Origin of the sequence: Embleya scabrispora DSM 41855, assembly GCF_000372745.1 — a bacterium.
In the GTDB taxonomy this organism is placed as follows: domain Bacteria; phylum Actinomycetota; class Actinomycetes; order Streptomycetales; family Streptomycetaceae; genus Embleya; species Embleya scabrispora.
Map to the genome: position 1 here is coordinate 71,907 of NZ_KB889668.1, position 25,626 is coordinate 97,532.

At 72.3% G+C, this 25,626-nt stretch carries 20 protein-coding genes; 8 read left to right on the forward strand and 12 right to left on the reverse strand.

All coding sequences use genetic code 11. The features are described 5' to 3' along the window. Window position 1: 1 nt before the first annotated feature. The gene (locus tag A3IC_RS0121805) at window positions 2-454 is read right to left on the reverse strand and encodes a DUF4267 domain-containing protein (RefSeq protein WP_020552179.1); all 453 of its coding nucleotides are present in this window, start codon (window positions 452-454) and stop codon (window positions 2-4) included. 210 nt (window positions 455-664) lie between these two features. Here A3IC_RS0121805 and A3IC_RS0121810 point away from each other — a divergent pair, with 210 nt between their 5' ends. From A3IC_RS0121810 to A3IC_RS0121820, 3 genes are all read left to right on the forward strand, one after another. Continuing rightward, the gene (locus A3IC_RS0121810; protein WP_040876985.1) at window positions 665-1,186 is read left to right on the forward strand and encodes a MarR family winged helix-turn-helix transcriptional regulator; all 522 of its coding nucleotides are present in this window, start codon (window positions 665-667) and stop codon (window positions 1,184-1,186) included. Window positions 1,187-1,290: 104 nt separating this feature from the next. Beyond that, window positions 1,291-1,782: a hypothetical protein gene (locus A3IC_RS0121815; protein WP_026218568.1), complete on the forward strand. Its 492-nt coding sequence runs from the start codon at window positions 1,291-1,293 to the stop codon at window positions 1,780-1,782. Between the two features lie 89 nt (window positions 1,783-1,871). Continuing rightward, window positions 1,872-2,738 (forward strand): NmrA family NAD(P)-binding protein, encoded by an 867-nt coding sequence (locus A3IC_RS0121820; protein WP_020552182.1) that lies wholly within the window; start codon window positions 1,872-1,874, stop codon window positions 2,736-2,738. Window positions 2,739-2,849: 111 nt separating this feature from the next. On the opposite strand, the gene A3IC_RS72615 is transcribed toward A3IC_RS0121820, so the two are convergent. Both A3IC_RS72615 and A3IC_RS0121830 read right to left on the reverse strand, forming a co-directional pair. Further along, a complete protein-coding gene (locus tag A3IC_RS72615; protein ID WP_020552183.1) occupies window positions 2,850-3,122 on the reverse strand; it encodes a hypothetical protein in 273 nt (90 codons plus the stop codon). Next, complete coding sequence (locus A3IC_RS0121830; protein ID WP_020552184.1) at window positions 3,119-4,018, reverse strand: PhzF family phenazine biosynthesis protein; 900 nt, start codon at window positions 4,016-4,018, stop codon at window positions 3,119-3,121. The genes A3IC_RS72615 and A3IC_RS0121830 overlap by 4 nt, the downstream gene beginning before the upstream one ends. On the opposite strand from A3IC_RS0121830, the gene A3IC_RS0121835 reads away from it, so the two are divergent. Then, on the forward strand, window positions 4,017-4,457 hold the full coding sequence (locus A3IC_RS0121835) for a LysR substrate-binding domain-containing protein (protein ID WP_079026589.1): 441 nt from the start codon (window positions 4,017-4,019) through the stop codon (window positions 4,455-4,457). The two genes, A3IC_RS0121830 and A3IC_RS0121835, sit on opposite strands and share 2 nt — an antisense overlap. 77 nt (window positions 4,458-4,534) lie before the next feature. Here the strand turns inward: A3IC_RS0121835 and A3IC_RS0121840 are convergent, their stop codons facing one another. The 7 genes from A3IC_RS0121840 to A3IC_RS65105 form a co-directional block, all read right to left on the reverse strand. Beyond that, a complete protein-coding gene (locus tag A3IC_RS0121840) occupies window positions 4,535-4,744 on the reverse strand; it encodes a ferredoxin (protein WP_020552185.1) in 210 nt (69 codons plus the stop codon). A gap of 28 nt (window positions 4,745-4,772) precedes the next feature. Next, entirely contained in the window at window positions 4,773-5,693 is a 921-nt protein-coding gene (locus A3IC_RS0121845) for a pyridoxamine 5'-phosphate oxidase family protein (RefSeq protein WP_020552186.1), read from the reverse strand. A gap of 107 nt (window positions 5,694-5,800) precedes the next feature. Further along, on the reverse strand, window positions 5,801-6,256 hold the full coding sequence (locus tag A3IC_RS0121850) for a VOC family protein (RefSeq protein WP_020552187.1): 456 nt from the start codon (window positions 6,254-6,256) through the stop codon (window positions 5,801-5,803). A gap of 347 nt (window positions 6,257-6,603) precedes the next feature. Continuing rightward, the gene (locus A3IC_RS55760; protein WP_158696049.1) at window positions 6,604-7,392 is read right to left on the reverse strand and encodes a hypothetical protein; all 789 of its coding nucleotides are present in this window, start codon (window positions 7,390-7,392) and stop codon (window positions 6,604-6,606) included. A gap of 179 nt (window positions 7,393-7,571) precedes the next feature. After that, a complete protein-coding gene (locus A3IC_RS0121860; RefSeq protein WP_020552189.1) occupies window positions 7,572-8,090 on the reverse strand; it encodes a GNAT family N-acetyltransferase in 519 nt (172 codons plus the stop codon). Window positions 8,091-8,156: 66 nt separating this feature from the next. Beyond that, complete coding sequence (locus A3IC_RS0121865; protein WP_020552190.1) at window positions 8,157-8,756, reverse strand: helix-turn-helix domain-containing protein; 600 nt, start codon at window positions 8,754-8,756, stop codon at window positions 8,157-8,159. A 76-nt stretch (window positions 8,757-8,832) separates the two neighbouring features. Then, on the reverse strand, window positions 8,833-10,407 hold the full coding sequence (locus A3IC_RS65105; RefSeq protein WP_020552191.1) for a YibE/F family protein: 1,575 nt from the start codon (window positions 10,405-10,407) through the stop codon (window positions 8,833-8,835). A 234-nt stretch (window positions 10,408-10,641) separates the two neighbouring features. On the opposite strand from A3IC_RS65105, the gene A3IC_RS0121875 reads away from it, so the two are divergent. Next, entirely contained in the window at window positions 10,642-11,082 is a 441-nt protein-coding gene (locus tag A3IC_RS0121875; protein ID WP_020552192.1) for an Lrp/AsnC family transcriptional regulator, read from the forward strand. Between the two features lie 30 nt (window positions 11,083-11,112). On the opposite strand, the gene A3IC_RS68845 is transcribed toward A3IC_RS0121875, so the two are convergent. Continuing rightward, the gene (locus A3IC_RS68845) at window positions 11,113-11,685 is read right to left on the reverse strand and encodes a 2'-5' RNA ligase family protein (protein WP_020552193.1); all 573 of its coding nucleotides are present in this window, start codon (window positions 11,683-11,685) and stop codon (window positions 11,113-11,115) included. A 132-nt stretch (window positions 11,686-11,817) separates the two neighbouring features. On the opposite strand from A3IC_RS68845, the gene A3IC_RS0121885 reads away from it, so the two are divergent. Further along, a complete protein-coding gene (locus A3IC_RS0121885; protein WP_020552194.1) occupies window positions 11,818-12,354 on the forward strand; it encodes a DoxX family protein in 537 nt (178 codons plus the stop codon). 345 nt (window positions 12,355-12,699) lie between these two features. On the opposite strand, the gene A3IC_RS0121890 is transcribed toward A3IC_RS0121885, so the two are convergent. Then, complete coding sequence (locus A3IC_RS0121890) at window positions 12,700-14,631, reverse strand: glycerophosphodiester phosphodiesterase (RefSeq protein WP_020552195.1); 1,932 nt, start codon at window positions 14,629-14,631, stop codon at window positions 12,700-12,702. Between the two features lie 447 nt (window positions 14,632-15,078). On the opposite strand from A3IC_RS0121890, the gene A3IC_RS0121895 reads away from it, so the two are divergent. Together A3IC_RS0121895 and A3IC_RS55775 are read left to right on the forward strand one after the other, a co-directional pair. Beyond that, window positions 15,079-20,079 carry a non-ribosomal peptide synthetase gene (locus A3IC_RS0121895; RefSeq protein WP_020552196.1) on the forward strand — a complete coding sequence of 1,667 codons (5,001 nt, stop codon included), beginning with the start codon at window positions 15,079-15,081 and terminating at the stop codon, window positions 20,077-20,079. After that, a complete protein-coding gene (locus A3IC_RS55775) occupies window positions 20,076-25,559 on the forward strand; it encodes a non-ribosomal peptide synthetase/MFS transporter (RefSeq protein ID WP_020552197.1) in 5,484 nt (1,827 codons plus the stop codon). Before A3IC_RS0121895 ends, A3IC_RS55775 begins: the two co-directional genes overlap by 4 nt. Window positions 25,560-25,626: the final 67 nt, after the last annotated feature.

Consider the following 25,626-nt stretch of genomic DNA (forward strand, 5'->3'; position numbering starts at 1 on the left):
GTCAACGCGCGGCGGGGGCGGGGACCCGGGTCACGGCGGCGGGTGCGGTCGCCGAAGCCGGCACCGGGGCCGCCGGGCGCTCACGCAGCAGCAGGCCGGCGGTGAGTGCGACCAGGACGGCGGTGAGGCCGTGGATGCCGAGGGCCTTGCCGGTCGAGCCCTCGTTGCTCAGCACGATCACCATGTCGCCGGCGGGTATGAAGGAGATGGCCGCCATCGCCCACCCCAGCGCCCGCCGGTGACCGGTCAGCAGGAGCGCGAAGACGACCAGCCCGGTGCCCAGGTCCCGCATGCCCTTGACGGCCAGGAACGCGGTGCCCTCGTGCTCGGGCCGACTCGGCAGCCCGAACCCGGACGCGCTCGACTGCGGGGCGATCAGGTAGGCGATTCCGATGTAGACGATGAACAGGCCGCCGAGCGCGGCCAGGGTGGTGGTGAACTTCTTGACGTTCATGGAGGTCTCCCGGTGAGGCGGTGGTCCGGGTCGAGCGATTCGTGAGCGAACCGTCGGCCCGGGAGGCGGTCTTCGTCGTCCTGGAAGAACTCTCGCCGGGGAGTCATGGAAGGCACATGGAAGCGACTTGGAGCGTGGCCCGCTTTCGGTTCGGCATGTTGACCGGCGAGGTGGTTAGGGGCCATACTAAATGTCGTGGAACACGAACCGATGCCTGAGGACACCCCCACGCTCGACCAGGCGGCGTACCAGATCCGGCGCTACGGGCTCGATGTCGACCCGCAGGCGGTGTTGGTCGCGGTGCGGTTGATGGCGGCGGGGGCGCGGCTCGGCCAGGCGGTCGAGGTGCACTTTTCCCGGTTCGGTCTGTCCGCCGGGCGCTACCGGTTGCTGGCCGCGTTGGAGGACGCCGACGGGGAGATGTCCCCTTCGGGGCTGGCGGACGTTCTGGGTGTGTCCCGGGCCACCGTGACGGGATTGATCGGCGGTTTGGAGCGGGAGGGTCTGGTGCTTCGCCGACCGTCCGCCGAGGACGGCCGCTCGGCCGTGGTGGTGCTGACCGCCCGGGGTGCGCGCAGGATGCGCGAGTTGGCCCCGGAGCACTTCGGCCGGTTGCAGGAGATGGTGGGCGCGCTCGATCCCGAGGAGCGCGCCGTCTTCCTGGATCTGCTCGGCCGGCTCGTCCGCGGGATCCCGGCGTTGACGCGTGAGCGTTCGGCGCGCGAGGAGTAGTACCACACCATCCGTTCCCGTCGCCGCCTCGGCGGCACGTCGCGTCCGCGCGGTGTGCCGCCGAGGCGGCATTCTCTCGACCATGTAATTAGGGAGCTAACCATATGCCGAAAATGGAGGTCGACAACCGCATGGGACAAGGCCGCTCGTCCGCCCGGAACTCCGGCCCACCGCCGTTCACGCTGTGGCGCGAGGTGCTCGTGGCGTACCTGGCTCCCGCGCTGATGGCGGGCACCGGCGGCCTGGTCGGTGGGCAGCCCGATCTGGTCGTCGCGGCCTGCACCTCGATCGCGGGCACCTCGGCGATCGTGGCCGCGCTCGTCGGCGGCCGGCTGCGCCGGATCGGTGTTCGACGCACATGGCTGACCTCGACGCCGCGAGTGGTCCCGACCCTCGTCCTGGCGACCGCGGTCACCGCATTGGCCGCCCTGGTCGGCTGGTTCGTCGCCGGCCACGTACCCGAACGCATCATCCCGCACCACGGCCCGTGGCCCGATCGCCTCCGCCTGGATCTGCCGCTCTCGGCGGCCCTGGCCACCTCCATCATCACGTGGCGCTGGCGCGGGGCGACGCGGGACCGGCGACCGGCCGCATAGACCGCACAGGCCGCACAGGCCGCACAGGCCGGATCGACCGAGCGGTCGGATCCGGCCGTACCACCCCTCACCGGAAAGACAGGACACACATGATCGTCGTCATGGGCGCCACCGGCGCCACCGGAAGTGCCCTCCTGCACCGCCTCGTCACCCTGGGCATCCCGAGCCGGGCGCTCAGCCGCCACCCCGAACGGCTGCGAGCCGGCCTGGACGACGCGGCGCGTCGCCTGGTCGACGTCCGAGCCGCCGACGCGGACGACGCGTCGTCGCTGCACGATGCCTTCCACGGCGCGAGCCGACTGTTCCTCGCGATGGCCAACAGCCCCGCGCAGCAGGCACAGGAGATGTGCGCCATCCGGGTGGCCGCGGCCGCCGGCATCGAACACGTCGTCAAACTCTCCGCCCCGGCCGCGACGGCGGACTCCCCGGTCGCGGTGTCCCGATGGCACCACGCCATCGAGCAGACCCTCCGGGACAGCGGTGTGCCACACACGGTGCTGCGCCCGTACGCGTTCATGCAGAAGTTGTCGACGCTCGCACCGATGATCGCGGCGCAGAGCGTCGTGTTCGGGACGACGGGGGACGCGGCCTGCAACTACGTCGACTGTCGCGACATCGGCGACGTGGCCGCCGAGGTGCTGATCCGACCGGAACTCGGCGGGCGGACGTACACGCTCACCGGGAGTCGAACCTTCAGCCACCCGCAACTCGTCGAGCTGTTGGGGCACATGCTCGGCCGGCCGATCCGCTACGTCGACCTGTCGCCCGAGGCCATGCGGCACAACCTGATCGAACGCGTCGGCCTGCCGGACTGGCTCGCCGCCCACGTGGTGGAGATCCAACAACTGGCGGTGAACCGGCCGGAGGAGCCCACCGACACGGTCGCGCGCCTGCTCGGCAGGCCGCCCCGCACCCTGGAGGCATTCCTCGACGAGAACATCGAGCTTTTCCGCTGAGCACGGGGCGCCGGGTCGTGCGGGACGTCGGGGCCGCACCGGGTGCGCTCGGGCGACCCGACCTCGGACAGGTGTCGATCGGACCGGGGCCGTGCGCAAGGGCGTCCCCGATCAGCGCCGCCGCATCGGGTCCGCATCGGCGCCGGTCGGGTCGAGTTCGGCCTTGCCGGGGTCGTCCGCGCCGATCGCGGTGACGTGTTGGCCCGGCCGCAACCACGCGCCCGCCACGATCGGTTCCCTGGCGGCGGTCGCGGTCACGATCACGTCGGCCGCGCGGACCGTCGCTCGGCATCGGCCACGACGGACACCGCCCGGTCCGATCGCACGGCGGATGGGGTCGGCGTCGAAGATCCTCGGGGCGGATTCCGGGCCCGGGCCGCTCATGCGGGGCTGCTCGGCGGCAGGGCGTGCAGGGTTCCGATGCCCACCATCGAGACCGTGCCGCCGACGACGACTCGCTCCACGTCCTCGGCAGTGCCGTGCGCGGCGATCGTCAGGGTGCTCGGACGGTCGACGAATCGGCCCTGGGACAGCGTGAGTTCCACTCCGGCGTGGGCCCGGCCGTGGCGCAGCAGGTAGGCCGCGACGCACCCGGCCGCGCTGCCGGTGGCGACGTCCTCCAGGACGCCGTCGTTGTTCCAGTGCCGGCCCTCCGGTGCGCGCGCGTCCAGCAGGTAGGCGAACTGGGCGCCGAATGTGGCGAGGAGGGTTGCGAAGTCCGGGTGCACGATCCGGGCCCGGCCGAGCGGGCCGGTGCCGTCGACCGGGACGATCAGGTAGCGCAGGCCGGTGGAGACCACCTCCACCGGCAGTGTCGGGTCCAGATCGGCCACGTCCAGGCCCAGGGCCGCAGCGATCTCCGCCCGGCGCTCGCGGGTCGAAGCGGGAATCCACTCCGGCCGGCCCTGGTCGAGTACGGCGGACACCCGGCCGTCGGCGTCGGCCCGGGTGCTCACCGCGACGATGCGGTCCGCCAGGGCGATCGTCCAGACACGTTCGTCGTCGACGGCGGCGCCCGACCCGGCGTGCAGGACGGCGGCCGCACCGAGGACCGGGTGCCCGGCGAACGCGAGTTCCTCGAACAGGTCGAACACCCGGGCGTGTACCACGTCGCCGGTGTCCGGAGTGGTGACGAAGATGGACTCGAAGTGCCGCAGTTCCCGGGTGATCCGAGTCATCTGCGCGGTGTCCAGGGCCGGTGGATCGACGAAGACCGCGAGGCTGTTGCCGGTGTAGGGGCGGTCGGCGAAGACGTCGACGTGGTGGTAGGTCAAGGGCATGGCGCCGAGCGTAGGGGGACCCCCGAGCCGAAGGGAATCCCGATATCTCGATGCCCTGGTGCTCGGCGATCCGATCGTGATGCCCGGTGCCGCGCTGCGCTGGGAACGCCGGGTGCCGTTGGTGTGGGCCGCCGCGCCGGGTCTGGATCCGCTCGCCGAACCACTGCCGCTGGTGCTGTTCTCCCAGCCGTGCAGGTGGTGGCAACCGGCCCTGGACGCACTCGATCGGCACGGTCGCCGCCGGCGGGTCGCGTTCCGGAGCACCAGCGTGCACGCCGTCCGGGCGGCGATCTCCGCCGGGATCGGGGTCGGCGCGCTGCCGGCGGCCAATCTGCCCCCGACGCGGTACGGCTGTCCGCGCCGCACCGCCTGCCCGCCGCGCCCGAGGTCGACATCGCCATCTCGCGGCGCGCGGACACCGACACGGACCCGGCGCTGACCAGCCCGGAGCACCTGCTGCGCCGGGTGGCGAGCGCGTCCGACCGATCCGGCGCGGTGTCACCGCGCCGATCGTGATCACGCTGCGCCTCTCGGTCCCCGCGCCTCGATCGTGATCGCGCGGACCGGGCACATCGAGACGGCGGTGCGCACGTGTTCGGCGTACGCGTCCGAGGGGTTCGCGTCGTGGACCGGATAGTCGTCCTCGTCGAAGGAGAAGACGTCGGGCGCGGCGAAGACGCACTGGCCGTGGCTTTGGCACAGGTTCGGGTCCACGGTGACGCGCATGGTGCGACTCCCTTGTCGGGTGGGTTGTTCAGGACACGGGCGGGTTGAAGCGGGAGTGGTTCGGCGCACTCCAGCGCAGCGGGACGGCGTCGGCGATCTCCACCGCGCCGGTGACGGTGAACTCGACCAGGCGCTGCGCGCCGGGCACGCGGGCGACCTCGTCCGCGTCCCAGATCGTGCGTGTGGTGCCGGTCAGGTGCAGGGTCGAGCCGGTGTCCCAGCCGGGTACCAACAGGCCGGCGACCGGGCGGATTTCGAGGTTGCCCAGGGTGAGGAACATGGCGTTGCCGACGTAGTCCGGCCAGCGCAGTACGTTCGGGGACAACACCTGGACGAAGCCGGGATTGCCTCCCCGGTGCGACGCGTCGGTGTTGCCGGAGTCGTCCGCACTGGCCACGAAGAACGTGTCGGTGGCCCGCAGGGTCCGCTGTTGCGCCGGTGTCAGGGCGGTGCCCCGGGTGACGGCCCGCAGGGTCGGCGCGGGGCCGGGCCCTGGGTCGGAGACGAAGCGGAAGTCGCGTTTTTGGATGTACTTGGGGCAGTTGGCGATCACCTGGTCGAGGTCGACGCACAGGCCGCCGGGCACCGGCGTGGACCGGCCGTTGATCCGCATCCGGCGTCGGGACGTGGGCTCGATGGCGATCATGCCGACCCTGGCGGGTCCGGCGAGGAGTTCGGCGAGCGGGTCCTCGGCGGGCAAAGTCGCGTCGACGAGGAGAGTGCGCGGGTCGGGGACGCGCAGGAAGCCGGGTTCGCCGACCAGTTGCGAGGACCAGATCCGCCCTGCGGCGTCGGCGCCGCCGACGATGATCATGGGTTGCTCGGTGAGGAATGCCGCGGCGACCGGCGGGATGGACTCCCCGATGCCGCCGAGTGCGATCGACGCCTGACGGGTCAGGTCGGCGCGATCCTGCACCGCGCGTTCCCCGCGGTGGTATCGGGTTGCCATGGCATTCCCTCCGAAAGTGGTCCTGTGGGTCACCCCGGCCGAGCCGGTGCCGGGTGGGGCCGAGGGCGGGTACGGAACGAGGTTCGCGGCCGGATGGGGGCCAGGGTTTAGAAGAAGCCGCAGGTCGGGGCGCCGGCGGTGGGCGCGTCGGCCGGGTCGGCGCCGGACGGGGCGTAGATCTCCAGACGGATGCCGTCGGGGTCGGCGAAGAAGATCCCGCCGGAGGTCCCGTTCTCGCCGTGCGGCACCACCCCGTCGTAGCCGAAGCGCGCGTCGAGACCACGCAGGACCTGTTCGGCGGCCTTGACCTCGTCGATTGTCTCCACCTGGAAGGACAGGTGGTGCAGGCCCGGGCGATCGGCCCGGAACTCGCCCTCGCTCTGCTGCCACAGGGTGACGAGGAGTTTGCCGTCCCGGCCGAGGAAGGCGAACCGGCGGTCCGTCTCGTTGCCCTCGGCCACCACCTCGAACCCGAACACCGCCTTGTAGAAGGCCACGGATCGGTCCAGGTCGGACACGTTCAGCCCGACGTGGCCGGTCTGAAGTGTCGTGAGGTTGCTCATCGTTGCTCCTTGGCGGTGGTGCGGAGGTGGTGGCGACGACAGGGGTGGTGGCGATTGCGACGGGGATGCCCGGTGGTTCGAGGTGGTGACCCCACCACTCTGACTAATGATTACACACATGTTCAGCCATTAGAAAGTGGAAGCCTCCTTGTCTTCGATTCGGCCCCGGAAACGGCTCCGCCCCGGACGGCTGGGCCGTCCGGGGCGGGCTTTGCGTCAGGTGGCGGAAGGTGGTGGGCTCTGTCCTCGATCGGGGTCGTCCGGGGCGGCGAAGCGCACCCCGCGACGCACGGACCGAACGGCGTAGGTGGGTCGCTCGTCGTGGACGCGTCGGGCGTCGGGTGCGCTCAGCGGCCCAGCCGGGCGTAGGTCTTGAACGTGTACAGGCCGTCCAGGGTGACCGAGTTCGCGCCGCCGGGCGAGGGCAGTCGGTTGCGCTGGTTGAGGACCGGGCCGAGTGGGCCGCAGTTCGTCGCGGCGGGGATCGCGACGGTGTTGTCCCACAACGTGCCCTTGAGCACGGGCGGGTCCTTGGACACCCATTCGTTGGGGCCCTTGCGCATCATGGTCAGCCGGATCGGGTGCTCGGCGGTGCCGATCGAGCAGCCCTGCGGCAACAGTGGACCGCTCAGCGCGAGGGTCACGTCCAGGCCGCCGGCGGAGGTGCCATGGGAGAGGAAGTCGAACCAGCCGCCGTACCTGGTCTCGACGTTCACTCCCACGACGGGAGCCCGGTCGGGCAGTCCGGGGACGCCGAGCAGGCCGCCGGTCGCCGGGCTCGGCGTCGCGTGCATGGCGCCGAACACCTGCCCGGTCGAACCGTCGGGCAGCGGGCCCTCGGCATGGGTGATGGTCATCGGGCGGAGCGGGACGGTGAGTCCGCCGAGCCGCATCTCGCCGGTGGAGACGTGCACTTCGCAGCGCCACTTGTTCGGGTCCGCGTTCGCCGGCAGCGCGGGGCAGTCGGTGAAGTCGAAGGTGGGCAGCGGTGCGGCGGTCGGGGCCGAGGCGGTTCGGAGGGCCGGTCGACTGTCCGCATCCGCCAGGGCCGGAGCGGTGGACAATCCCACGGCGCCGAGTGCGAGGCCGGCACACGCGGCGACCCTGGCCAACTTGCGGTTTCTCCTGCGGTCCACGGTGATCGTCCCCTTGTTTCGCTCGGATGACTGATTCCCCTCGAAGGTAGGAAGTTCGGGCCCCCGGCAGTATCCGGCGACCACCAGAGACGGTGCTGGTGCCAGCCCCCCGCCCCGGCGTGGTGCCTGCCGCGACGAGGACCCGCCCGAGAGCGGACGGCGGCGGATCGGTGTGTGGTTCAGGGCAGTTGCTTGTAGTAGAAGCTGCAGTCCCGAAGTGCGCCGGCGGGGTCGGCCGCGTATCGGGGGACCACGCCGTAGCGGGTCCAGCCGGCCGCGCGATAGAGGTGGTCCGCGCTGCTCTCGGTCTCGGTGTCGAGCAGCAGGAGGGTGGCGCCCGCCCGGGCGGCGGCCCGTTCGGCGGTGGCGAGCAGGGTACGGCCCAGGCCGTGGCCGCGGGCGTCGCGGTGCACCATGAGCTTGACCACCTCGGCGCGGTGCCGGCCGTTCGGCTTGCGCTCCAAGGCCAGGCTCACGGTGCCGGCGACGCCCTCCGCGCCTCGGGTGATCCAGACGTGCAGGCTGCCGTCGGCGACGGCCGATTCCCGTTCGCGCCACCAACTCGCCGCCGCGGTCGTGTCGAAGGGTGCGACGAAGCCGAGCGAGGAGCCGTCCGCGACGACGTCCGCGAGGAGGTCGGCCAGGCCCTGCACGCTGCTTCGGAAGTCGTCGGGGCTCAGCCGGGTGATGGTGTGCATCGAGGTCTCCTTGTGCGGGGGTCGATCGGGGGCATGGCTACGACAAGGGCGGGTCGAAGGGCTCGGCTACGGCAGGACGATCAGGAGGGCATAGCGGACCGGATCCGGGCCGGGACAGCAGAAACGCGAACGGCCCCACAGTCGAAAGCGCAGACAGTCCCCGGCGCGCACCTCGTGCACGTGACCGCCCGCGGTCACCTCCAGGACACCCTCCAGCACCCAGATGTGCTGCTCCAGCCCAGGCACGGGCGGCCCGTCGTAGGCGATGTCCGCGCCGGCCCGCAACACGCCCTCGACCACCTCGCCGCGCAGACCCGGGTGCGGCGGCGACACCGATCGCCGGGTGAAGCCCGAGGCCCGGTCCGTCCACACCTCCTGCCGCCGGCCCCGCACCAGTTGCGGCGGCTCCGACTCCACCTCGGCGAGCAGCTGCGACATGGTCCGTCCGTACACCGCGCACAACCGGCCGAGCAGGGACGCCGTCGGGCTGATCTCGCCCCGCTCCAACCGGGACAGCGTGGATCGACTCACCTCCGCGCGGCGCGCCAACTCGTCCAACGACCACCCGCGCTCGCCCCGAAGCTCGGACAGCCGTACGGCCAGCCGAGCCTCCAGCTCCTCTGGAGTACGGCCCCCGGGTGCTGCCTCACTCCCAGTGCTTCTCATATCGGAGACGATATCCCGAATATGAGACGCGGCGCATGGGGGTACCGCGCTCCCTCCGTGCCGGACGGAGTCGGGGTCAGCGGCCCCGGTGTCGGCCCCGGGCGGCGGGCACCGGGACCGGGGCGGGCCCGCCCTTCGCGGGCTCGCCTCGTGCGGGCTTGCCGTGGTCGGCCGCCGCCAGGATCGCCGCCAGGCCGGTGGTCACCGGGACCGAGGCGACCAAGCCGATGCTGCCCACCAGGGTGCGGGCGATCTCCTCGGCGACGATCTCGCTGGTGGCCACGTCCAGGACGTCTCGACGGGCGATGGAGAACAGCAGCATCAGTGGCAACGCCGCGCCCGCGTAGGCCAGTACGAGGGTGTTGACCGTGGACGCGATGTGGTCGCGGCCGATCCGGATGCCGGCCTGGTACAACCGACGGGCCGTCATGGTCGGGTCGGCCTGCTTGAGTTCCCACACCGCCGAGGTCTGGGTGACGGTCACGTCGTCGAGCACGCCCAGCGATCCGATGATGAACCCGGCCAACAGCAGGCCGTGCAACTCGATGTCCGGATACAGCACATGGACCAGGCCGGTCTCGTCGGAGGTGTTGCCGGTCAGGTGCGCCCACCCGATGAACAGCGAACCCAACACCCCGATCAGGGACAACGACACGAGCGTGCCGACCACGGCGACCGAGGTGCGCGTGGACAGGCCGTGGCACAGGTACAGCGCCACGAACATGATCGCGCTGCCGCCGACGACCGCGACCAGGAGCGGATCGGAACCGTGCAGGATGGCGGGCAGGATGAAGAACGACAGCACCGCGAAGCTGATCGCGAGCGCGATCAGCGCGGTCAGCCCGCGCAGTCGACCCACCACGATCACCGCGACCGCGAACAGGCCCGCGAGCAGCAGCATCGGCGGGCCGCGCCGGACGTCGATCACCGAATACCGCAGGTCCTCCGGCGCGCCGGGGGAGTACGCGAGCACGACCTCCTGCCCGACCGAGAACCGGCGCACTTCACTGGGCCGGACCAACTCGGTGACCCGCCGGCCCTTGTCGGCGCCCGAGGTGACCTCGATCGTGGCCCTGTGGCAATCGGCGGGCGCCGCCCTCGGAGTGCCCGGCGCGCCCGGGGCGCCGAGTGAGGGCGGAGGCCAGGGGACACCGCCGGGTTCGTCGGGGTGGGCGGCGGCGCCGTTCGATCCGGGTGGGATGTCGTCGCCGGGTTGCCCGTCCGCGACGGGGGGAGCCGTGCCGGAGGATCTGTTCGTGCCCGAGGGCCCGCTCGTGTCCGGTGGGCCGCCGGCAGCGGGTGCGCCGGTCGGGCCGGCGAAGATCTCGGCGTCGGCTTGCGCGCACGGCAGTTCCTCGACCTTGGTGACCCGTCCGTTCCGGGTCTCCTGGTCGAAGCCGACTCCGGTACGCGGGTGCGCCGGGGTGCCGCCCGGCCACAACACCACCAGGCCCACCACCACCGCCGCCGCGAACGGGATCAGGACGGCGGCCACCAGGCGCCGCAGCCGGGCCGACGCGGGCGAGGGCGGTCCGTGCGCGTGGCCGTGACCGTGTGCGTGGCCGGCCGCGTGGTGTGCGTGGCCCGGCGCGGGACCGGGCGTGCCGGGGGCCTCGTCCGTACCGCCCTGATCCTCCCGTGTCCTGCCCATGGCCCAGCCCTCCCGATCCGTTCGACGCGTCTGGTGGCGGGATCCCGGCGGAAGCGTATCGGGCCGAGGGCCTCGACCCGCGGGGACTCGCGGCGATCGGCGCCGGAGCGAGCATTCGGCTCACCGGCGCAAGCAACTTGCGGCGAAACGGCCTCAGGCCGCAAGATTCTTGCCTGCCGGTCAGGTTCGTGGCCTGACGTTTGCGTGGCAGCGCCGAGGAGTGGAGCGCCGAGCATGGCCGAGATCGACAGCATCGACCACACGATCCTGCGCATGCTGCGCGAGGACGGACGGCGGACCTTCTCCGAGATGGCGGGCCAGATCGGCCTGTCCGTGGCGGCGGTCAAGCGCCGGGTGGACCGCCTGCGCGAGGAGGGTGTGATCACCGGCTTCACCGTCCAGATCGACCACGCCAAACTGGGTTGGGGCGTCGAGGCGTTCACCGAACTGCGCTATCCGGGCAGCATGCCGGTCGGCGAGATCGTCCGCACCGCCACGGACACACCCGAGGTACAGGCGGTCTACACGATCGCGGGCGACCCCGACGCCCTCATCCACGTCCGCGTCCGCGACATCACCCACCTCCAGCAGGTGATCGACCACCTCCGCCGCAGCGGCAACGTCACGGGCACCAAAACCCTCATGGTCCTGGGCTCCTGGACCAAGGAAAGCTGAGCACCCCCACCTCGGCTCCCGCGCGGCCGGTTAGGGCGTGCCGCCGTCGGTCCTACCGTTCGCCGCGCGCGGCGCGAATGCGAACGAGTCCCGAACGGCCCAGGCGCCGTCGTCGTCGCCGACCACCAGATCGAGCCGGTCGACCCGCGTGGTCAGCGGCAGCCGGCTCGTCACCTCCCGTGCGAGGGCCCGCAGTTCGTCGGGGCCCTGACCCAGGGCGACGGTCAGGTGCGGACCGACGTCGTCGGGGTCGTCCAGATACGCGCCGCCGTAGGGGAGGCAGTCCGGCCAGCGGGTGGTCACCGCCTCGATCAGGCGCAGCACCGGCTCGGCCGGATCGGGAGCCAGCCACAGCCCCCGATGGAATTGGCCGACCCGATCGAAGACCAGGTCCAGCGCGGGTTGTGCGGCGGCGATGTCGGCGAGCGCGGCCAGATCCGCGGGGCCGATGTCCGAGGGCGGCAGCCACGGGTAGAGCACCGTGACGTGCGCGGGGATCCCGTCGGCGGTGCGCGGATCGTAGCGTTCGCGCCAGGGCTCGACGACCTGTTCGACGTCGGGGACCAGCAACACCAGGGCACTCGCCGCGTTCCGTTCGGCCATTGTCGCAGTGTACGGTCCGCGTCCGGGCATACCGGCGGATCGTCGGATCGCACCCCGGGTGTTTCGCCGGTCGGGCCCGGCGCGGCGTTCGGGTGGGTTCGAGGCGCCCGTTCCGGGGGCACTCGTCCCGTCATGGCTGTGTTGAGAACCTTCGCGCGTCCCATGCTCGCCTCGATCTATGTGCTCCAGGGCTACGACGCCCTGGTACATCCCGACCGGGTGGTGCCGGCCGCGGAACCGGTGGTGCGACGCATCGCCCGCTGGGTGCCGGTGGTGCCGGCCGACATTCGCACCGCGGTACGGCTGAACGGCGGTGTGCAATTGGTCGCCGGCACGCTGCTCGCGGTAGGCCGGGTGCCGCGTCTGGCCGCGCTCGCGATCGCGGCCACGCTGGTTCCGACCACGCTTGCCGGGCATCGGTTCTGGGCCGCCGAGAACAAGCAGGAACGCGCCGGACAGCGCATCCACTTCCTCAAGAACGTGTCGATGTTCGGCGGCCTGCTGATCGCCGCCGCGGACACCGGTGGCAAACCCTCACTCGCCTGGCGCACCCGCCATCGGGCCCACACGCTGCACCACGATGCGGCCTGCGCCCGCCGAACCGCCAGGCCGGCCACGACCTCGACCGGCGCGGCCCACCGGCTCGCGGGCCTGGTGCCCGGCCACTGACCCGGGTCCACCGCGCCCCCGGCGCGTCGGCGACGCCTCGGCGGGCGCATCGCGCGGAGGCGTCCGGGACGTCGCCCGGGAACCGATCCCGGTCGGCGACCATCGAAGCGGCGTGACACCGGCGGATGACGGGGACGTCCCCGAAACGCATCACACCATCGAGGCGGACGGACCGGATCGAGCAGGCCGGTCCGGTCGGCGCCGCCGCGTCACGGTCCGCCTCGTCCCGCGCCGCCTCGTCCCGCGCCGTTCCGCCCTGGCTCGTCGCGGTCCGCTCGCACCGGTCGGCGCCCGGCGGCCCCGAGATGCCGGCTCCCGGGCCTGCGGAGCGCCTCCCGGCCGCCGTCAGCGCAGGGCGCGGGCGTCGCCTGCGATGAGCCGGGCGCGAGCCTCCGGGATGGTGCGCCCGGCCTGGTTGTCCGCCCACCGGGCGAGCGCGTCGTACTGGTCGTGGGCGAGCATCGTGGTGAGCGTGGCGATCGCGTTGCGGTCGGCCGCGGAGGTCAGGATCAGGTGCGCCAGGCCGGTCCTGGACGCGGTGATCGTGAAGCCGGCCTCGACCGCCGTGCTGCCGCCCGGGCCCTTGGCCTCGACGCGCAGCGTGTGCGCGCCGAGCGGCAGGGTGCCGGAGTCGATCGGCGTGCCGGGCGCCAACTCCCGCCCGTCCAGGCTGAGTCGGACCGTGTCGGCGCCGGTGGTGTCGAGCGCGGGTACCGGATTGCTCGCCCGCTCCACCCGGGAGCCGGCCGCCGGCGCGAGCACCTTGACCGTCGGTGCGGCGGGCGACACGGGCGGGCCGATCTGTCGCCACGCGGCTAGCCAACCGGCCAGCTCGGCGGGGCGGTTGGTGATGAACGCGTCCACGCCGCCCGCGTCCAGGGTCTTCCAGCCGGCCGCGTCGTCCACCGTCCAGGCCATCACGGCGACGCCGGCCCGATGCAGGTCGGCGACCACGCCGGGGCGTGTGGCCAGTGCGGCGGCCGAGGGGTTGTAGGCCCTGAGGTCGAGTTGCCGGGCGAGGGCGACCGGGTCCGCGTCCAGGGTGCTGCGGAGCAGGCCGAGTGGCAGGTCGGGCGCCACTTCGTGGGTGAACACGAGCGCGTCGACCTCGAAGCTTTGCACGAAGACCCGTCCGCTCATCCCGGTGTCGCGGATGTCCTTGACGATCCGGGCTACCTCGTCGCGAGTGTGCCTGCCCTTGATCTCCAGGAGCAGGTTGCCGCCGCGCGTGCGCAGGTCGTCGAGTTGGGCGCGCAGCGTGGGCACCCGGGCCCCGGTGTGCAGCGGGGAGAACCACGAACCGGCGTCCAGGCCCGCGAGTTGAGCTGCCGTCAGGTCGCGGATGCGGCCCTTGCCGTCGGTGGTCCGGTCGACCGTGTCGTCGTGCAGGATGTGCGGAATGCCGTCCTTGCTGGGCTGGACGTCGTTCTCGATCCAGTCGACGCCGGCCCGGCGGGCGGTCTCGTCCGAGATCAGCGTGTTCTCCGGCGCGGCCGAGGACGCGCCCCGGTGCGCGATCACGGCCGGCGGGGTGCCGGGCGCGCGCAGGAAGGCGTTCGCCTCCGGGGCCAGTTGTGTGATCCTGACGTCGTCGAAGGAGACCCGCGCACCGTTGACGAACAACGCCTGCGCGCCGTCGGCGGAGCGCTGAACCCGGGTGCTGCGCAGTGCCTCGCGACCGTCCACCACCAGGCGGGCCCGACTTCCGTGCACCTCGACCGCGACCCGGACGTCCCGGCCGGTCCCGGCAGCGGTCGGCGCCGAGCCGGTGTCGGTCACGTTCCAGGTGTTGGCGGTGGTGCGTTGCGCGAACTCCAGACCGTTGGCCGCCGTGGTACCCGTACGCATGGTGGCGATCGACCACGGGGTCGTACCGGCGGCGGGCACGTCGAGGCCGAACGCGGTCCAGCGGGCACCGTCGACGGCACTCTCGAAGCGGACCACCGCCTCGAAGCGGAAGTCCTCCAGGTGCCGGCCGAAGGTGATCCGGCTCTGTTGACCGGAGTTCGCCGAGGTGCCGACCAGCCGGCCGTTCTCCACCTGCCAATCGCCCTCGATGGCCCGCCACCCGTCGGGCAGCGCGGAGCCGGCGAAGTCCTCCGACACCGCCACGTCGCCGGCGGTCGGTGCGGCGGCGGGTTCCGCGGCCGCGAGCGAGACGTCGATCAGGCCGGCGCCGGCGCCGATGCCGAGCGCGGTGACCAGGGCGGCGGCCCGAAGCCGGGAGCGATGCCGCCGAGGCAGCCGAAACGGGGACGAAGACGTTTGCGAGAACATGATCGAAACGTTAGGAAGCCCGAACGAACCCCCGAACACACGACGGCGAAACTCTGCGCAACGATCGGGTACGCGCGAGCGTCGCGCGTGGGCCTTTCCCCTGCGCGCACGTCGCCGGACGGATAGCCGCGCGGCCCACGGTGCGTATCCGGTTCCGCGATCCGGCCCGAGCCAAGCGCGGTACAAGCCCGACGCGGTACTCCTTGACCAACGTGACGACGAGTTCGAAGGCCGAAGGGCCCGGTGCGGCCGGCCCGTCGCAACCGGCCGAGACCCGGAGTCGGCGGCCCGCCGGCCACGACCGTCCGCGACGGCGGCTTTCAGCCAACCCGAAGTAGTGAGGGGAAGATGCTAGGCACAGTCAACACTTTCCTCCACGATCTCCCCGGGAGCACATCGTCTGCGCCGCCGACCACGAATCGGCACCAGGACACCTCAGGAGAGTCGATGAGTCCAACCGCCTTCCCAGCACTCGATCCGGCCGCATCCCTGGCCGCTCCGGTCGATGCCCGGATCGATCAATCGCCCGCGTCGATCGCTCTGATCGCCGGCGAACACCGGCTCTCCTACCGCGAGTTGGGCGCGCAGGCCGATCTGGTCGGGGCGCGCCTGGCGGCGGCCGGGGTGACCAAGGGCGATCTGGTCGGCGTCTGCCTGCCGCGCACCCCGCACCTGGTCGCGACGCTGATCGCGGTGCTGCGCGCGGGCGCCGCGTATGTCCCGCTGGACCCGGAGTACCCACGCGAGCGCCTGGAATGGGTGATCGGCGACGCGCGGGCTCCCCTCGTGGTCACCGACCGCGCGCACGAGCACCTGCTCGCCGGCGCGACGGCCGGCCTCGTGTACGTCGACGCCGAGCCGCCCACCGACGTGCGGCCGGCCCGGGCGCACACCGGTCCGGACGATCTCGCCTATGTGCTCTACACCTCCGGTTCCACCGGCCGTCCCAAGGGCGTTCGGGTGACCCACCGGGGGGTCACCGCGATGCTGCGCTGGGCGGCCGACACCTACCGGCCGGACCAGACCCGAGGGGTGCTGTTCGCCACCTCCGTGTGCTTCGACATCTCGGTCTACGAGATATTCTTCCCGCTCGCGGTCGGCGGCACGGTGATCCTGGTGGAGAACGTGCTCGCACTCGCCGACGCGCCCGCCCGGGACGAGGTCACCCTGATCAACACCGTGCCCAGCGCGATCGCCGCGCTGTTACGCGGTCCCGGACTGCCGCCCGAGGTGCGCACGATCAACCTGGTCGGCGAGGCGCTCTCGCGTCGGGTCGCGGACCAGGTGTACGCGTGCCCGCAGATCGAGCGGCTGTACAACCTGTACGGGCCGACCGAGGACACCGTGTACTCCACCTGGGCGCTGGTGGATCGCACCGATCGCGCCGAGCCGCTGATCGGCATACCGCTGCCGGGGACCACCGCGCATGTACACGACGAGCACGGCGAACTCGCCCCGCCAGGCGAACTCGGTGAGCTCTACCTCGCGGGCGAGGGCCTCGCGCAGGGCTATCACGGGCGTCCGGACCTGACCGCCGAGCGGTTCGTCACGGTGGCGGGGGAGCGCCGATACCGCACCGGCGACCTGGTCCGCCGCCGGCCCGACGGCGCGCTGGAGTATCACGGGCGAGTGGACCACCAGGTCAAGCTGCGCGGCTTCCGGATCGAACTCGGCGAGATCGAGGCCGTTCTGACCGGTCATCCGGGCGTGCAGGCCGCTGCCGTGGTGCTGCGCGAGGACGCGGCGGGACCCTACCTGGCGGCGTTCGTGCAGGGCGCCGACCGGACGCCCGAGCCCACCCCGGCCGAGCTGCGCGCGCATTGCCTGACCCGGGTTCCCACCTACATGCTGCCGGACGCGGTGACCGTGCTCGCGGACCTGCCGCTCACCCTCAACGGCAAGATCGACCGCAACGCGCTGCCCGCCGCGACGCGATCCCGGTTCCGGGACGCCGAGTTCGTCGCGCCGCGGACGCCGACCGAGACCCGGATCACCGAACTCTTTCGCGACGTGCTCGACGCCTCCCGGATCGGGGTGCACGACCCGTTCCTGGAATCGGGCGGCAACTCGCTGCTCGCCGTGGGCCTGCTGGCCCGGATCGAGCGGACCTGCGGAGTCCGGATCCCGCTCGACGCGTTCTTCGCCGGCCCCACGCCGGCCGCCGTGGCCGAGCGGGTGGACCGCGCCGAGGGCACCACCACCTCGATGGTCGAACCACCGCACCGCGAACCGCACGGACCCGCGCTGGTGGGCACTGTGCAACGCGAGTTCACCATGCACGAGTTGGTCATGCCGGGCAGCGCGCTGTACAGCGTGCCGCTGCGGATCCGGGCCACCGGTGCCCTGGACGTGGCCGCGCTGGGCCGGGCGCTGGGTGAGGTGGTACGTCGGCACGAGGTGCTGCGCACCGCGCTGGTGCACCGGGCCGGCGAACCGGTGGCCGAGATCCGCCCGCCCTACCCGGTCGAGGTGCCGGTGCTCGACCTGCCCGACACGGCCGGCGACGGGGACGGGCACGAGGAACGCCTGGACGCCCTGCTGCGCGCCGAGGCGGCCCGGCCGCTGGACCGGGCCGAGGGCCGACTGCTGCGCGCACTGGTCGTGCGGGTGCGCCCGGACCGGCACGAACTGCTGCTCACCGTGCACCACATCGCGATGGACGGCTGGTCGATCGGCCTGCTGCTGCGCGACCTGGCGCGTGCCTACCAGGGGTTGCCGCTCGCCGAACCGGCCCTGCAATACCGCGACGTGGCCGCCTGGGAGCGGCGCTACGCGGACGCCGAACACCAGGAGGCGCGGCGCTGGGCCGGCCGGCTGGAGGGCCTGGGCGTCGAACAGCACCTGCCCGGGGACCGCGACCACCCGGACCCCTTCGACCCGAGCGGAGCCCGCCTGGCGCGCCGCCTGGATCCCGAACTCATGCGCGCCGCCGAGGAGTGGGCGGCGGGCGAGGGCGCCAGTCTGTACATGACCCTGCTCGCCGCGCTCGGCACGCTCGTGCATCGCTGCACCGGCCGCACCGATCAGGCCGTACTGACTCCGTTCGCGGCCCGCCCGCTGCCCGAACTGGAGGGCGTGCTCGGTCCGTTGCTCAACACCGTGCCGCTGCGATTCCGGATCGAGGGCACCGACACCTTTCGCGAGGTGGTGCACCGGCTGCGTCCGGTGGTGCTGGACGCGCTCGACCACTGTGCGCTGCCCTATCTGGAGCAGCTCCGCTTCGCCGGCGTGTTCGGCGCGGAGACCGCGACCCCCGTGTCGCAGATCCTGCTCGCGGTCCAGAACCACCCGGGCGCGACGGTGGAACTGCCGGATCTGACCCTGGAGTTCCTGAACGAGGTGTGCAACGGCGGGGCCAAGGTCGACCTGTCGATGTTCGTCGAGTTCCCGGCTTCCGGACCGCTGTTGTCCGTGGAGTATCGCACCGGACGCTACGACCCGGCCTCGATCGAGATGATCATCGACCACCTGATGTCGGTACTGGCCGAGGCGCTGGCCGCGCCGGACCGGGCGATCGAAGAAACGATCATGCTCGACCCGGCCGAATATCGACGCCTGGTCGAGGCGGACAACCCGGCCCCGACCGCACGGCCCGAGCTGTGTCTGCCCGATCTCCTCGCGGAGCAGATCGCCCGCACCCCGCACAGGACCGCCGTCTCGGCCGACACCGGCACCCTCACCTACGCCGAACTCGACGCGGTCGCATACCGATTGGCCAATACCCTACGAGCCCACGGAGCCGAACGCGGCACCCTCGTGGCGATCGCCATGCCCCGCTCCCACCTGCTGCCCGCGGCCCTGCTGGGCGTCCTGCGCACCGGGGCCGCCTACCTGCCGATCGACACCGACCAACCGATCGCTCGCAACCGGGCGTTGCTCGACGACGCCAAGGTCACCCTGATCGTGGGGGAGCGGGTACATGCGGCGGCCACCCCGCTGCTGACCGATCCCGGCTACGAGGTGGTCCTCGTGGACGGTCCGGAGGTCGCCGCCGCCTCCTCGGCGGCGCTGCCCGGACGGGCCGAGGTCGAGGACCCGGCCTACCTGATCCACACCTCCGGCTCCACGGGTAGGCCGAAGGCGGTGGTGGTACCGCACCGGGCGATCGTGAACTTCCTGCTCTCGATGGCCGACCGGCCCGGACTCGGCGCCGCCGACACGATGGCCGCCGTCACCACGCTCACCTTCGACATCGCCGCGCTGGAACTGTGGCTGCCCCTGGTGGTCGGCGCCCGGGTCGAGATCGCCTCCCGGGAGACCGCCGGCGACGGAGGCAGGCTCGCCGAGTGGCTCGCCCGCCGCGAGGTGACGGTATGTCAGGCCACGCCGGCCACCTGGCGCATGTTGCTCGACGCGCACTGGTCCGGCCGGCCCGACCTGGTGGCGCTGTGCGGCGGCGAGGCGCTGACCGGGGACCTGGCCGGTGCCCTGCTCGACCGCTGCGCGCGGGTGTGGAACATGTACGGCCCCACCGAGACCACCGTCTGGTCCACCGTCCTGCGGGTGGATCGCGCGCATGCGGCACGGCGTGTGGTTCCGCTCGGTACGCCGATCGCCAACACCCGCGTGTACGTGCTGGACGCGGCAGGGCGGCCCGCGCCGGTCAACGCTCCCGGCGAGTTGTGCATCGCCGGCGCCGGGGTCGCACTCGGCTACCTCGGCCGGGCCGAACAGACCGCCGAGCGCTTCGTCCGTGACCCCCTGGGCCCGCCCGGCACGCTGATGTACCGGACCGGCGACATCGCCTGCCGGCGCCGCGACGGCACGCTCGAGTACCACGGCCGCGCCGACCATCAGGTCAAGCTGCGCGGCTTCCGGATCGAACTCGGGGAGATCGAGGCCGCATTGACCGCGCTCGCGGGCGTCACCGGCGCGGTCGCCACGTTGTGGCGGGGACCGGCCGGACCGACCCTGGTCGGCTACGTCGTCACCGAGACCGCGTTCGACGCCGCCGATCTGAGCGCCGCGCTCGGCGAACGGCTGCCCCGGCACCTGGTGCCCGGGGTGTTCGTCCCGCTCGACGCACTGCCGCTGACCCCGGCCGGCAAGATCGACCGGGCCGCCCTGCCCGAACCCCGACCCGGTGGCAGCGGCGCCCCGCCCGAGGGCGACTGCGAGGAGATCCTGGCCGAGATCTGGCACGAGTTGCTCGGTCCGGATCGCATCGGCCGCGACGACGGATTCCTCGCGCTTGGCGGCAATTCGCTTCTCGCGCTGCGCCTGATGGCCCTGGTGAGCGAACGCTTCGAGATCGACTTCCCGTTGCGCGTCGTCTTCGAGGCGCCGACCCTGGCTGCGATGGCCCGGCGGATCGAGGACATCCTGCTCAGCGAACTCGACCAGCCCGGTGCCCCCGCACAGCCCGATGCCTTCGGCGACCCGGGCCCGCACGGCGACCGGGTCGGCCCCGGCACCCCGATCACCTCGACCGACCTGGACGCGGGATGACCGACTCCGAAGAGATCCTGACCACCCGTCCCGAGCCCGACCCGGCGCAGGCCCGCCGCGAACTGCTCCGTCGCCGGCTGGCCAGGGCGCGCGTGGCGACACCCCGCGCCGACCTGATGCCCAGACCCGCGGACGTGCCCGCGCCGCTGTCCGCGGCGCAGCGCCGGATGTGGTTCCTCGCCCAGTACGAACCCGACGGCGCCGCCTACAACATGCCGCTCGTGCTGCGCCTGACCGGACGGCCGGACGAGGACGCGCTGGTGGCGGCGCTGACCGACGTGGTCGCCCGGCACGAGGTGCTGCGCACGGTGTATCCCAGCGTGGACGGGCACGTCTTGCCCACCGTGCACGACATCGACCAGTTCCGGGTGTCCGTGCTCGACCCGCCCGAGCCGGACGTGCCCGGGCTGCTCGCCGCCGAGGCCCGCCGCCCGTTCGACCTCGCCGGCGAACTGCCGATCCGAGCAACGCTGTTGCGTTCGTCCGAGCGGTACGTGCTGAGCGTGGTGCTGCACCACATCGCGGCCGACGCGTGGTCGGTGGGCGTGCTGTTTCGGGACCTGGCCGCCGCGTACACCGCGCGGTGTGCCGGGCATCCACCCGAACTCGCGCCGCTGCCGGTGCAGTACGCGGACGTCGCGTACCGGCAGCAGACCACGCTCGCGGCCGAGCTCGACCGGCAGTCGGCCTGGTGGCTGGCTCGACTACACGGTGCGTCCGGCACGGTGACCGTGCCGGTGGACCGCCCGCGTCCGGCCGTCGCGGACACCCGGGGCGAGCGGATCGAGGTCGCCTTCGGGGCGGAGCGCTCGCGGCGGATCCGCGCTCTGGCCGAACGCACCGGCGGCACCACGTACATGGTGCTGTTGACCGCCCTGCAGATCGTGCTGGCCCGGTACAACGGGACCACGGACGTCACGGTGGGCAGTCCGGTCGCCGGACGCACGCACAGCAGTACCGATGCCCTAATCGGCTGCTTCGTGAACACGTTGGCCATGCGTACCGACCTGTCCGGCGAGCCGACCGTGCGGGAGTTGCTGGGGCGGGTGCGGGAGCACACCCTGGCCGCCTTCGCCCGGCAGGAACTTCCGTTCGACAGGCTGATCGACGCGCTCGGCCCGGACCGGGAACTCGCCTACACGCCGCTGTTCCAGGTCCTGCTGAACGTGCACAACCAGGCGCCCGCCCGTCCCGTGCTGCCCGGTGTCGAGGTCGAGTGGTGCGACACGCACACCGGCGCCGCCAAGTTCGACCTGGCCATCGCCGTGCTCGACACCGCCCCCGGCGACGAACTGGTCGCCGACCTGGTCTGGCGCAGCGTGCTCTACGACGAGGCGACCATCCGACGGGTGTTCGGTCACCTGACCACCGTGCTGGACGCGATGAGCGCCGACCCGGACCGCTCGGTGGACGAGTTGCCGCTGCTGACGGCCGCCGAGGAGCGCCGGCTCACCGGGTGGAACGACACCGCCCGGGACTGGGACACCGAGGGTACGCTGCACGCCCTGGTCGAGGAGCAGGCCCGGCGCACCCCGGACGCACCCGCCGTGCGCGGTGTCGACGGCGAGTTGAGCTACGCCGAACTCGACGCGCGGGCGGAGGGGTTGGCACATCGGCTGCGCGGATCGGGAGTGGGCCCGGATCGGGTCGTCGGGCTGTTCGCGGAGCGTTCGGTGGCGCTGATCGTGGGCATGCTCGGCATCCTCAAGGCCGGTGGTGCCTATCTGCCGCTGGACCCGCTGTATCCGGACGAACGGATCCGGGCGCTGCTGGGCGCGGCCGACGCGGTCGCGGTGGTCACGACCGGGGAACTGCGGGCGCGCGTGGCCGGTTCGTTGCCGATCGTGGTACCCGAGGCGGGCCCTGCGGCTCCGGAGGGCAGCGGGCCGGTCACCTCGGCTGCCCCGATTGTCCCGGGCGCCTCGGCCGCCTCGGGCACGGAGGCAGGGCCCGGCAACCTCTGCTACGTGTTGTTCACGTCCGGGTCCACCGGCACCCCCAAGGCGGTGGCCGTCGAGCATCGCAATTACCGCAACTACCTGTCCGGCCTGCGCGAGCGGGTGGGTCCGGGGCGCGCGGCCGACGGGCGGCCGTGGAACTGGGCGCTGGTTTCCACCTTCGCCGCCGACCTGGGCACCACCAATGTGTTCGGCGCGCTCACCGGCGGTGGGTGTCTGCACCTGTTGACCCGGGAGCAGGCCACCGATCCGGACGCGTTCGCCCGGTATCTGCGCGCCCATCAAATCGATGCGATGAAGTTGGTGCCCAGCCACCTGGAGGGCCTGGCCGCGCTCGGCGACCGGCTCGCCGAGGTGCTTCCGCGTGAGCTGTTGATCTGTGCGGGCGAGCCGCTGCGCGCCGATCTGGTGGACCGGATCCGAGCGGCCCGACCGGAGTTGACGCTGCACAACCACTACGGGCCGACCGAGACCACGGTGTCGATGCTCGGCGCACCGGTTTCGGCCGTGCCGGCCGGCGCGGCGAGTGCGCTGCTGGGACTGCCGTTCGGCAACGTCGGCGCGCATGTGCTGGACGGGCACGGCCGCGAGTTGCCGGTGGGTGTGCCGGGCGAGTTGTACGTGACCGGGGCCGGGTTGGCCCGCGGCTACCTGGGTCGGCGGGAGCTGACCGCGGAGCGCTTCGTCGAGTGGGCCGGGCGGCGCGCGTATCGCACCGGCGACCTGGTCCGGCGGCGTCCCGATGGCCTGATCGAGTTCCTCGGCCGGGCCGATCACCAGGTCAAGATCCGCGGCTTCCGGGTCGAGATCGGCGAGGTCGAGGCCGAACTGGCCGCGCAGCCGGGTGTCCGCGAGGCGATCGTGGTGGCCCGCGGCGAAGGGGCGGCGCGCAAGCTGGTCGGCTATGTGGTCGCGGACCCGAGCGCCGAGGTGGACGGCGCCGCGATTCGGGCAGCCACCCGGGCCCGGCTGCCCGACTACATGGTGCCCTCGGCGGTGCTCGTGCTGGACGCGCTGCCGCTGACCGGTGCGGGCAAGGTGGACCGGGCGGCACTGCCGGCGCCCGAGCTCGCACCGGTCGAGACCGGCCACATGGAGCCCGACACCGCGACCGAGGCGGTGGTGGGCGCGGCGTTCGCCGAGGTGTTGGGCACGACCGGGGTCGGTGCGACCGACGACTTCTTCGCGCTGGGCGGCGACAGCTTCTCCGCCGTCCGGGCGGTTCGCACGATCGGTCGCGGCCTGTCCGTCATCGACCTGTTCCAACGGCCCACCGTGCGCGAACTCGCCGCCCTGCTCGACGAACGCGCCGGCGAACCGGATGCGGCGAAGCGTCCGCGCACGCTGCTGCACCGGCTCACCAAGGACGCCGGGCCGACCACGCTGACCCTGGTCTGTGTGCCGTACGGCGGCGGCAGTCCGATCACCTTCCAACCGCTGGCCGACGCACTGCCCGACCGACACCGGTTGTACGCGGTCGAGTTGCCCGGCCACGATCCCAGTCGGCCGGAGGAGGAACCCGAGCCGCTGGAGGAGCTGGCCGATCGGCTGACCGCGCAGATCACCGAGCGGATCAGCGGCCCGATCCTGCTCTACGGGCACTGCCTGGGCGGCGCGCTCGCGACCGCGCTGGCCGGCCGGCTGGAGGCGGCCGGTGCCGAGCTGAGCGGCGTCGCGCTGGGCGGCACCTTCCCGGCCGCACGATTGCCGGGCCGGTTCGCCGAGTGGGTGGCCAGGCGGTTGCCCGGCGACCGGCTGCTCTCCGACCGTGCCTACCTCGACTACCTGCGCGCGATGGGCGGTTTCACCGACGTCTACGACGACGCCGAACAGCGATACCTGATCCGGGCGTTGCGACACGACGTGCGGCAGGCCGAGGACTTCTACACGCGCGCCTACGGTGACGAGCGGCCGGCGCCGGTGGCCGCGCCGATCCTGTGCGTGGTGGGCGACAAGGACCGGGCGACGCTGCTGTACGAGGAACGCTACGCCGAATGGGAGCACTTCGGTCCACGGGTCGAGTTGGCGGTGATCCCGCGCGCCGGCCACTACTTCCTCAAGCACCAGGCCGTCGAACTGGCCCGGGTGTTGAGCCGTTGGTCGGCGGGTCCCACACCGGCGGCCGAGCGGCCGAGCGCGCGGCCGGCCTCGGCACGGCCGAACCTGGCCACCTTCGCGAAGGTGGCGGGCGGACAGTTCGTGTCGATGATCGGCACCGCGCTGTCCACGTTCGCGCTCGGGGTGTGGGTCTATCTGCAGACGGGTTCGGCCTTCGACTTCGCGATGATCTCGGTCGCCGCGGTGCTGCCCGCGGTGTTGTTGCTGCCGATCGCGGGCGCGGTCGCGGACCGGGTGGACCGGCGGCGGATCATGATCGTCACCGATACCGTGGCCGCGGCCGGGATGCTTTCGTTGGGTGTGTTGTTGTGGACCGATCAGCTGCACCTGTGGCATGTGTACGTGGTGGCGTGCGTCGGGTCGATCTGCAACGCGTTCCAACGACCCGCCTACATCGCGGCGATCGCCCAACTGGTGCCCAAGCGCTATCTGGGTCAGGCCAACGGACTGGCCCAACTGGGCACCGGGTCCGGTGACATGCTCGCCGCGCTGGCCGGCGGCGTGCTGGTGGCGGCGGTCGGGTTGCACGGTGTGGTGCTGTTCGACATGGCCACGTTCCTGATCGGGGTGACCGTTCTGCTGCGGGTGCGCTTCCCGGACGCCCTGTTCGAAAAGCGCGAGGAGCCGCTGCTGCGCGAAGTGGTCACCGGGTGGCGGTACATCGTGCGCCGGCGCGGACTGGTGGCGATGGTGGTCTTCTTCGTGGTGTTCAACTACCTCTTCGCGGTGGCCACCGTGCTGGTCACGCCGATGGTGTTGGCCGACGGCTCGGCGGTGACGCTGGGCGTGGTCACCGCGTTCGGCGGGGTGGGCGCGGTGCTGGGCGCGCTGGTGATGGCGCTGTGGGGCGGGACCGCCCGGCGGGCCACCGGCATGATCGGCTTCACCTCGGTGGTCGGCCTGGCCGCGGTGTTCGCGGGCAGTCGGCCCGAACCGGTGTTCGTCGCGCTCGGGTTGTTCGTGTTGTGGGCGGCACTGATGATCCTGAACTCGCACTGGATGGCCCTGATCCAGACCAAGGTCGGGATGGAGTTGCAGGGTCGGGTGCTGGCCACCAATCAGATGTTGGCGATGTCGATGATGCCGCTGGGCTTCGTGACCGCCGGCCCGCTCGCGGACCGGGTCTTCGAGCCGCTGCTGCGCTCCGACGGCGCGCTCGCCGGTTCGGTGGGCGTGGTGCTGGGCACCGGACCCGGCCGCGGCACCGGCCTGTTGCTGGTCCTGGTCGGTCTGGCGCTGGGCGTGTGGGGCCTGCTGGGATTGTGGTACCGGCCGCTGAGTCGGATGGAGGACGCGTTGCCGGACGCGATCCCGGACGTGGAGATCGGCGACAAGGACACGATCCAGGCGGAGGCGGACCGGCGGTTGGCCCGCGTGGGGGAGACGGGCCTGCCGGTGTCCTGATGGACCGCGTGCGCGATGTGGGGGTGGCGGGCGGGCCCGCCACCCCCACACCGGGCGCGGCCGGCCC

Excerpts from the sequence above, each read along its gene's own strand:
- A3IC_RS0121805 (WP_020552179.1), bottom strand. The coding sequence starts at position 454 with ATGAACGTCAAGAAGTTCACCACCACCCTGGCCGCGCTCGGCGGCCTG.
- A3IC_RS0121810 (WP_040876985.1), top strand. The coding sequence starts at position 665 with ATGCCTGAGGACACCCCCACGCTCGACCAGGCGGCGTACCAGATCCGG.
- A3IC_RS0121815 (WP_026218568.1), top strand. The coding sequence starts at position 1,291 with ATGCCGAAAATGGAGGTCGACAACCGCATGGGACAAGGCCGCTCGTCC.
- A3IC_RS0121820 (WP_020552182.1), top strand. The coding sequence starts at position 1,872 with ATGATCGTCGTCATGGGCGCCACCGGCGCCACCGGAAGTGCCCTCCTG.
- A3IC_RS72615 (WP_020552183.1), bottom strand. The coding sequence starts at position 3,122 with ATGAGCGGCCCGGGCCCGGAATCCGCCCCGAGGATCTTCGACGCCGAC.
- A3IC_RS0121835 (WP_079026589.1), top strand. The coding sequence starts at position 4,017 with ATGGCGCCGAGCGTAGGGGGACCCCCGAGCCGAAGGGAATCCCGATAT.
- A3IC_RS0121830 (WP_020552184.1), bottom strand. The coding sequence starts at position 4,018 with ATGCCCTTGACCTACCACCACGTCGACGTCTTCGCCGACCGCCCCTAC.
- A3IC_RS0121840 (WP_020552185.1), bottom strand. The coding sequence starts at position 4,744 with ATGCGCGTCACCGTGGACCCGAACCTGTGCCAAAGCCACGGCCAGTGC.
- A3IC_RS0121845 (WP_020552186.1), bottom strand. The coding sequence starts at position 5,693 with ATGGCAACCCGATACCACCGCGGGGAACGCGCGGTGCAGGATCGCGCC.
- A3IC_RS0121850 (WP_020552187.1), bottom strand. The coding sequence starts at position 6,256 with ATGAGCAACCTCACGACACTTCAGACCGGCCACGTCGGGCTGAACGTG.
- A3IC_RS0121860 (WP_020552189.1), bottom strand. The coding sequence starts at position 8,090 with ATGCACACCATCACCCGGCTGAGCCCCGACGACTTCCGAAGCAGCGTG.
- A3IC_RS0121865 (WP_020552190.1), bottom strand. The coding sequence starts at position 8,756 with ATGAGAAGCACTGGGAGTGAGGCAGCACCCGGGGGCCGTACTCCAGAG.
- A3IC_RS65105 (WP_020552191.1), bottom strand. The coding sequence starts at position 10,407 with ATGGGCAGGACACGGGAGGATCAGGGCGGTACGGACGAGGCCCCCGGC.
- A3IC_RS0121875 (WP_020552192.1), top strand. The coding sequence starts at position 10,642 with ATGGCCGAGATCGACAGCATCGACCACACGATCCTGCGCATGCTGCGC.
- A3IC_RS68845 (WP_020552193.1), bottom strand. The coding sequence starts at position 11,685 with ATGGCCGAACGGAACGCGGCGAGTGCCCTGGTGTTGCTGGTCCCCGAC.
- A3IC_RS0121885 (WP_020552194.1), top strand. The coding sequence starts at position 11,818 with ATGGCTGTGTTGAGAACCTTCGCGCGTCCCATGCTCGCCTCGATCTAT.
- A3IC_RS0121890 (WP_020552195.1), bottom strand. The coding sequence starts at position 14,631 with ATGTTCTCGCAAACGTCTTCGTCCCCGTTTCGGCTGCCTCGGCGGCAT.
- A3IC_RS0121895 (WP_020552196.1), top strand. The coding sequence starts at position 15,079 with ATGAGTCCAACCGCCTTCCCAGCACTCGATCCGGCCGCATCCCTGGCC.
- A3IC_RS55775 (WP_020552197.1), top strand. The coding sequence starts at position 20,076 with ATGACCGACTCCGAAGAGATCCTGACCACCCGTCCCGAGCCCGACCCG.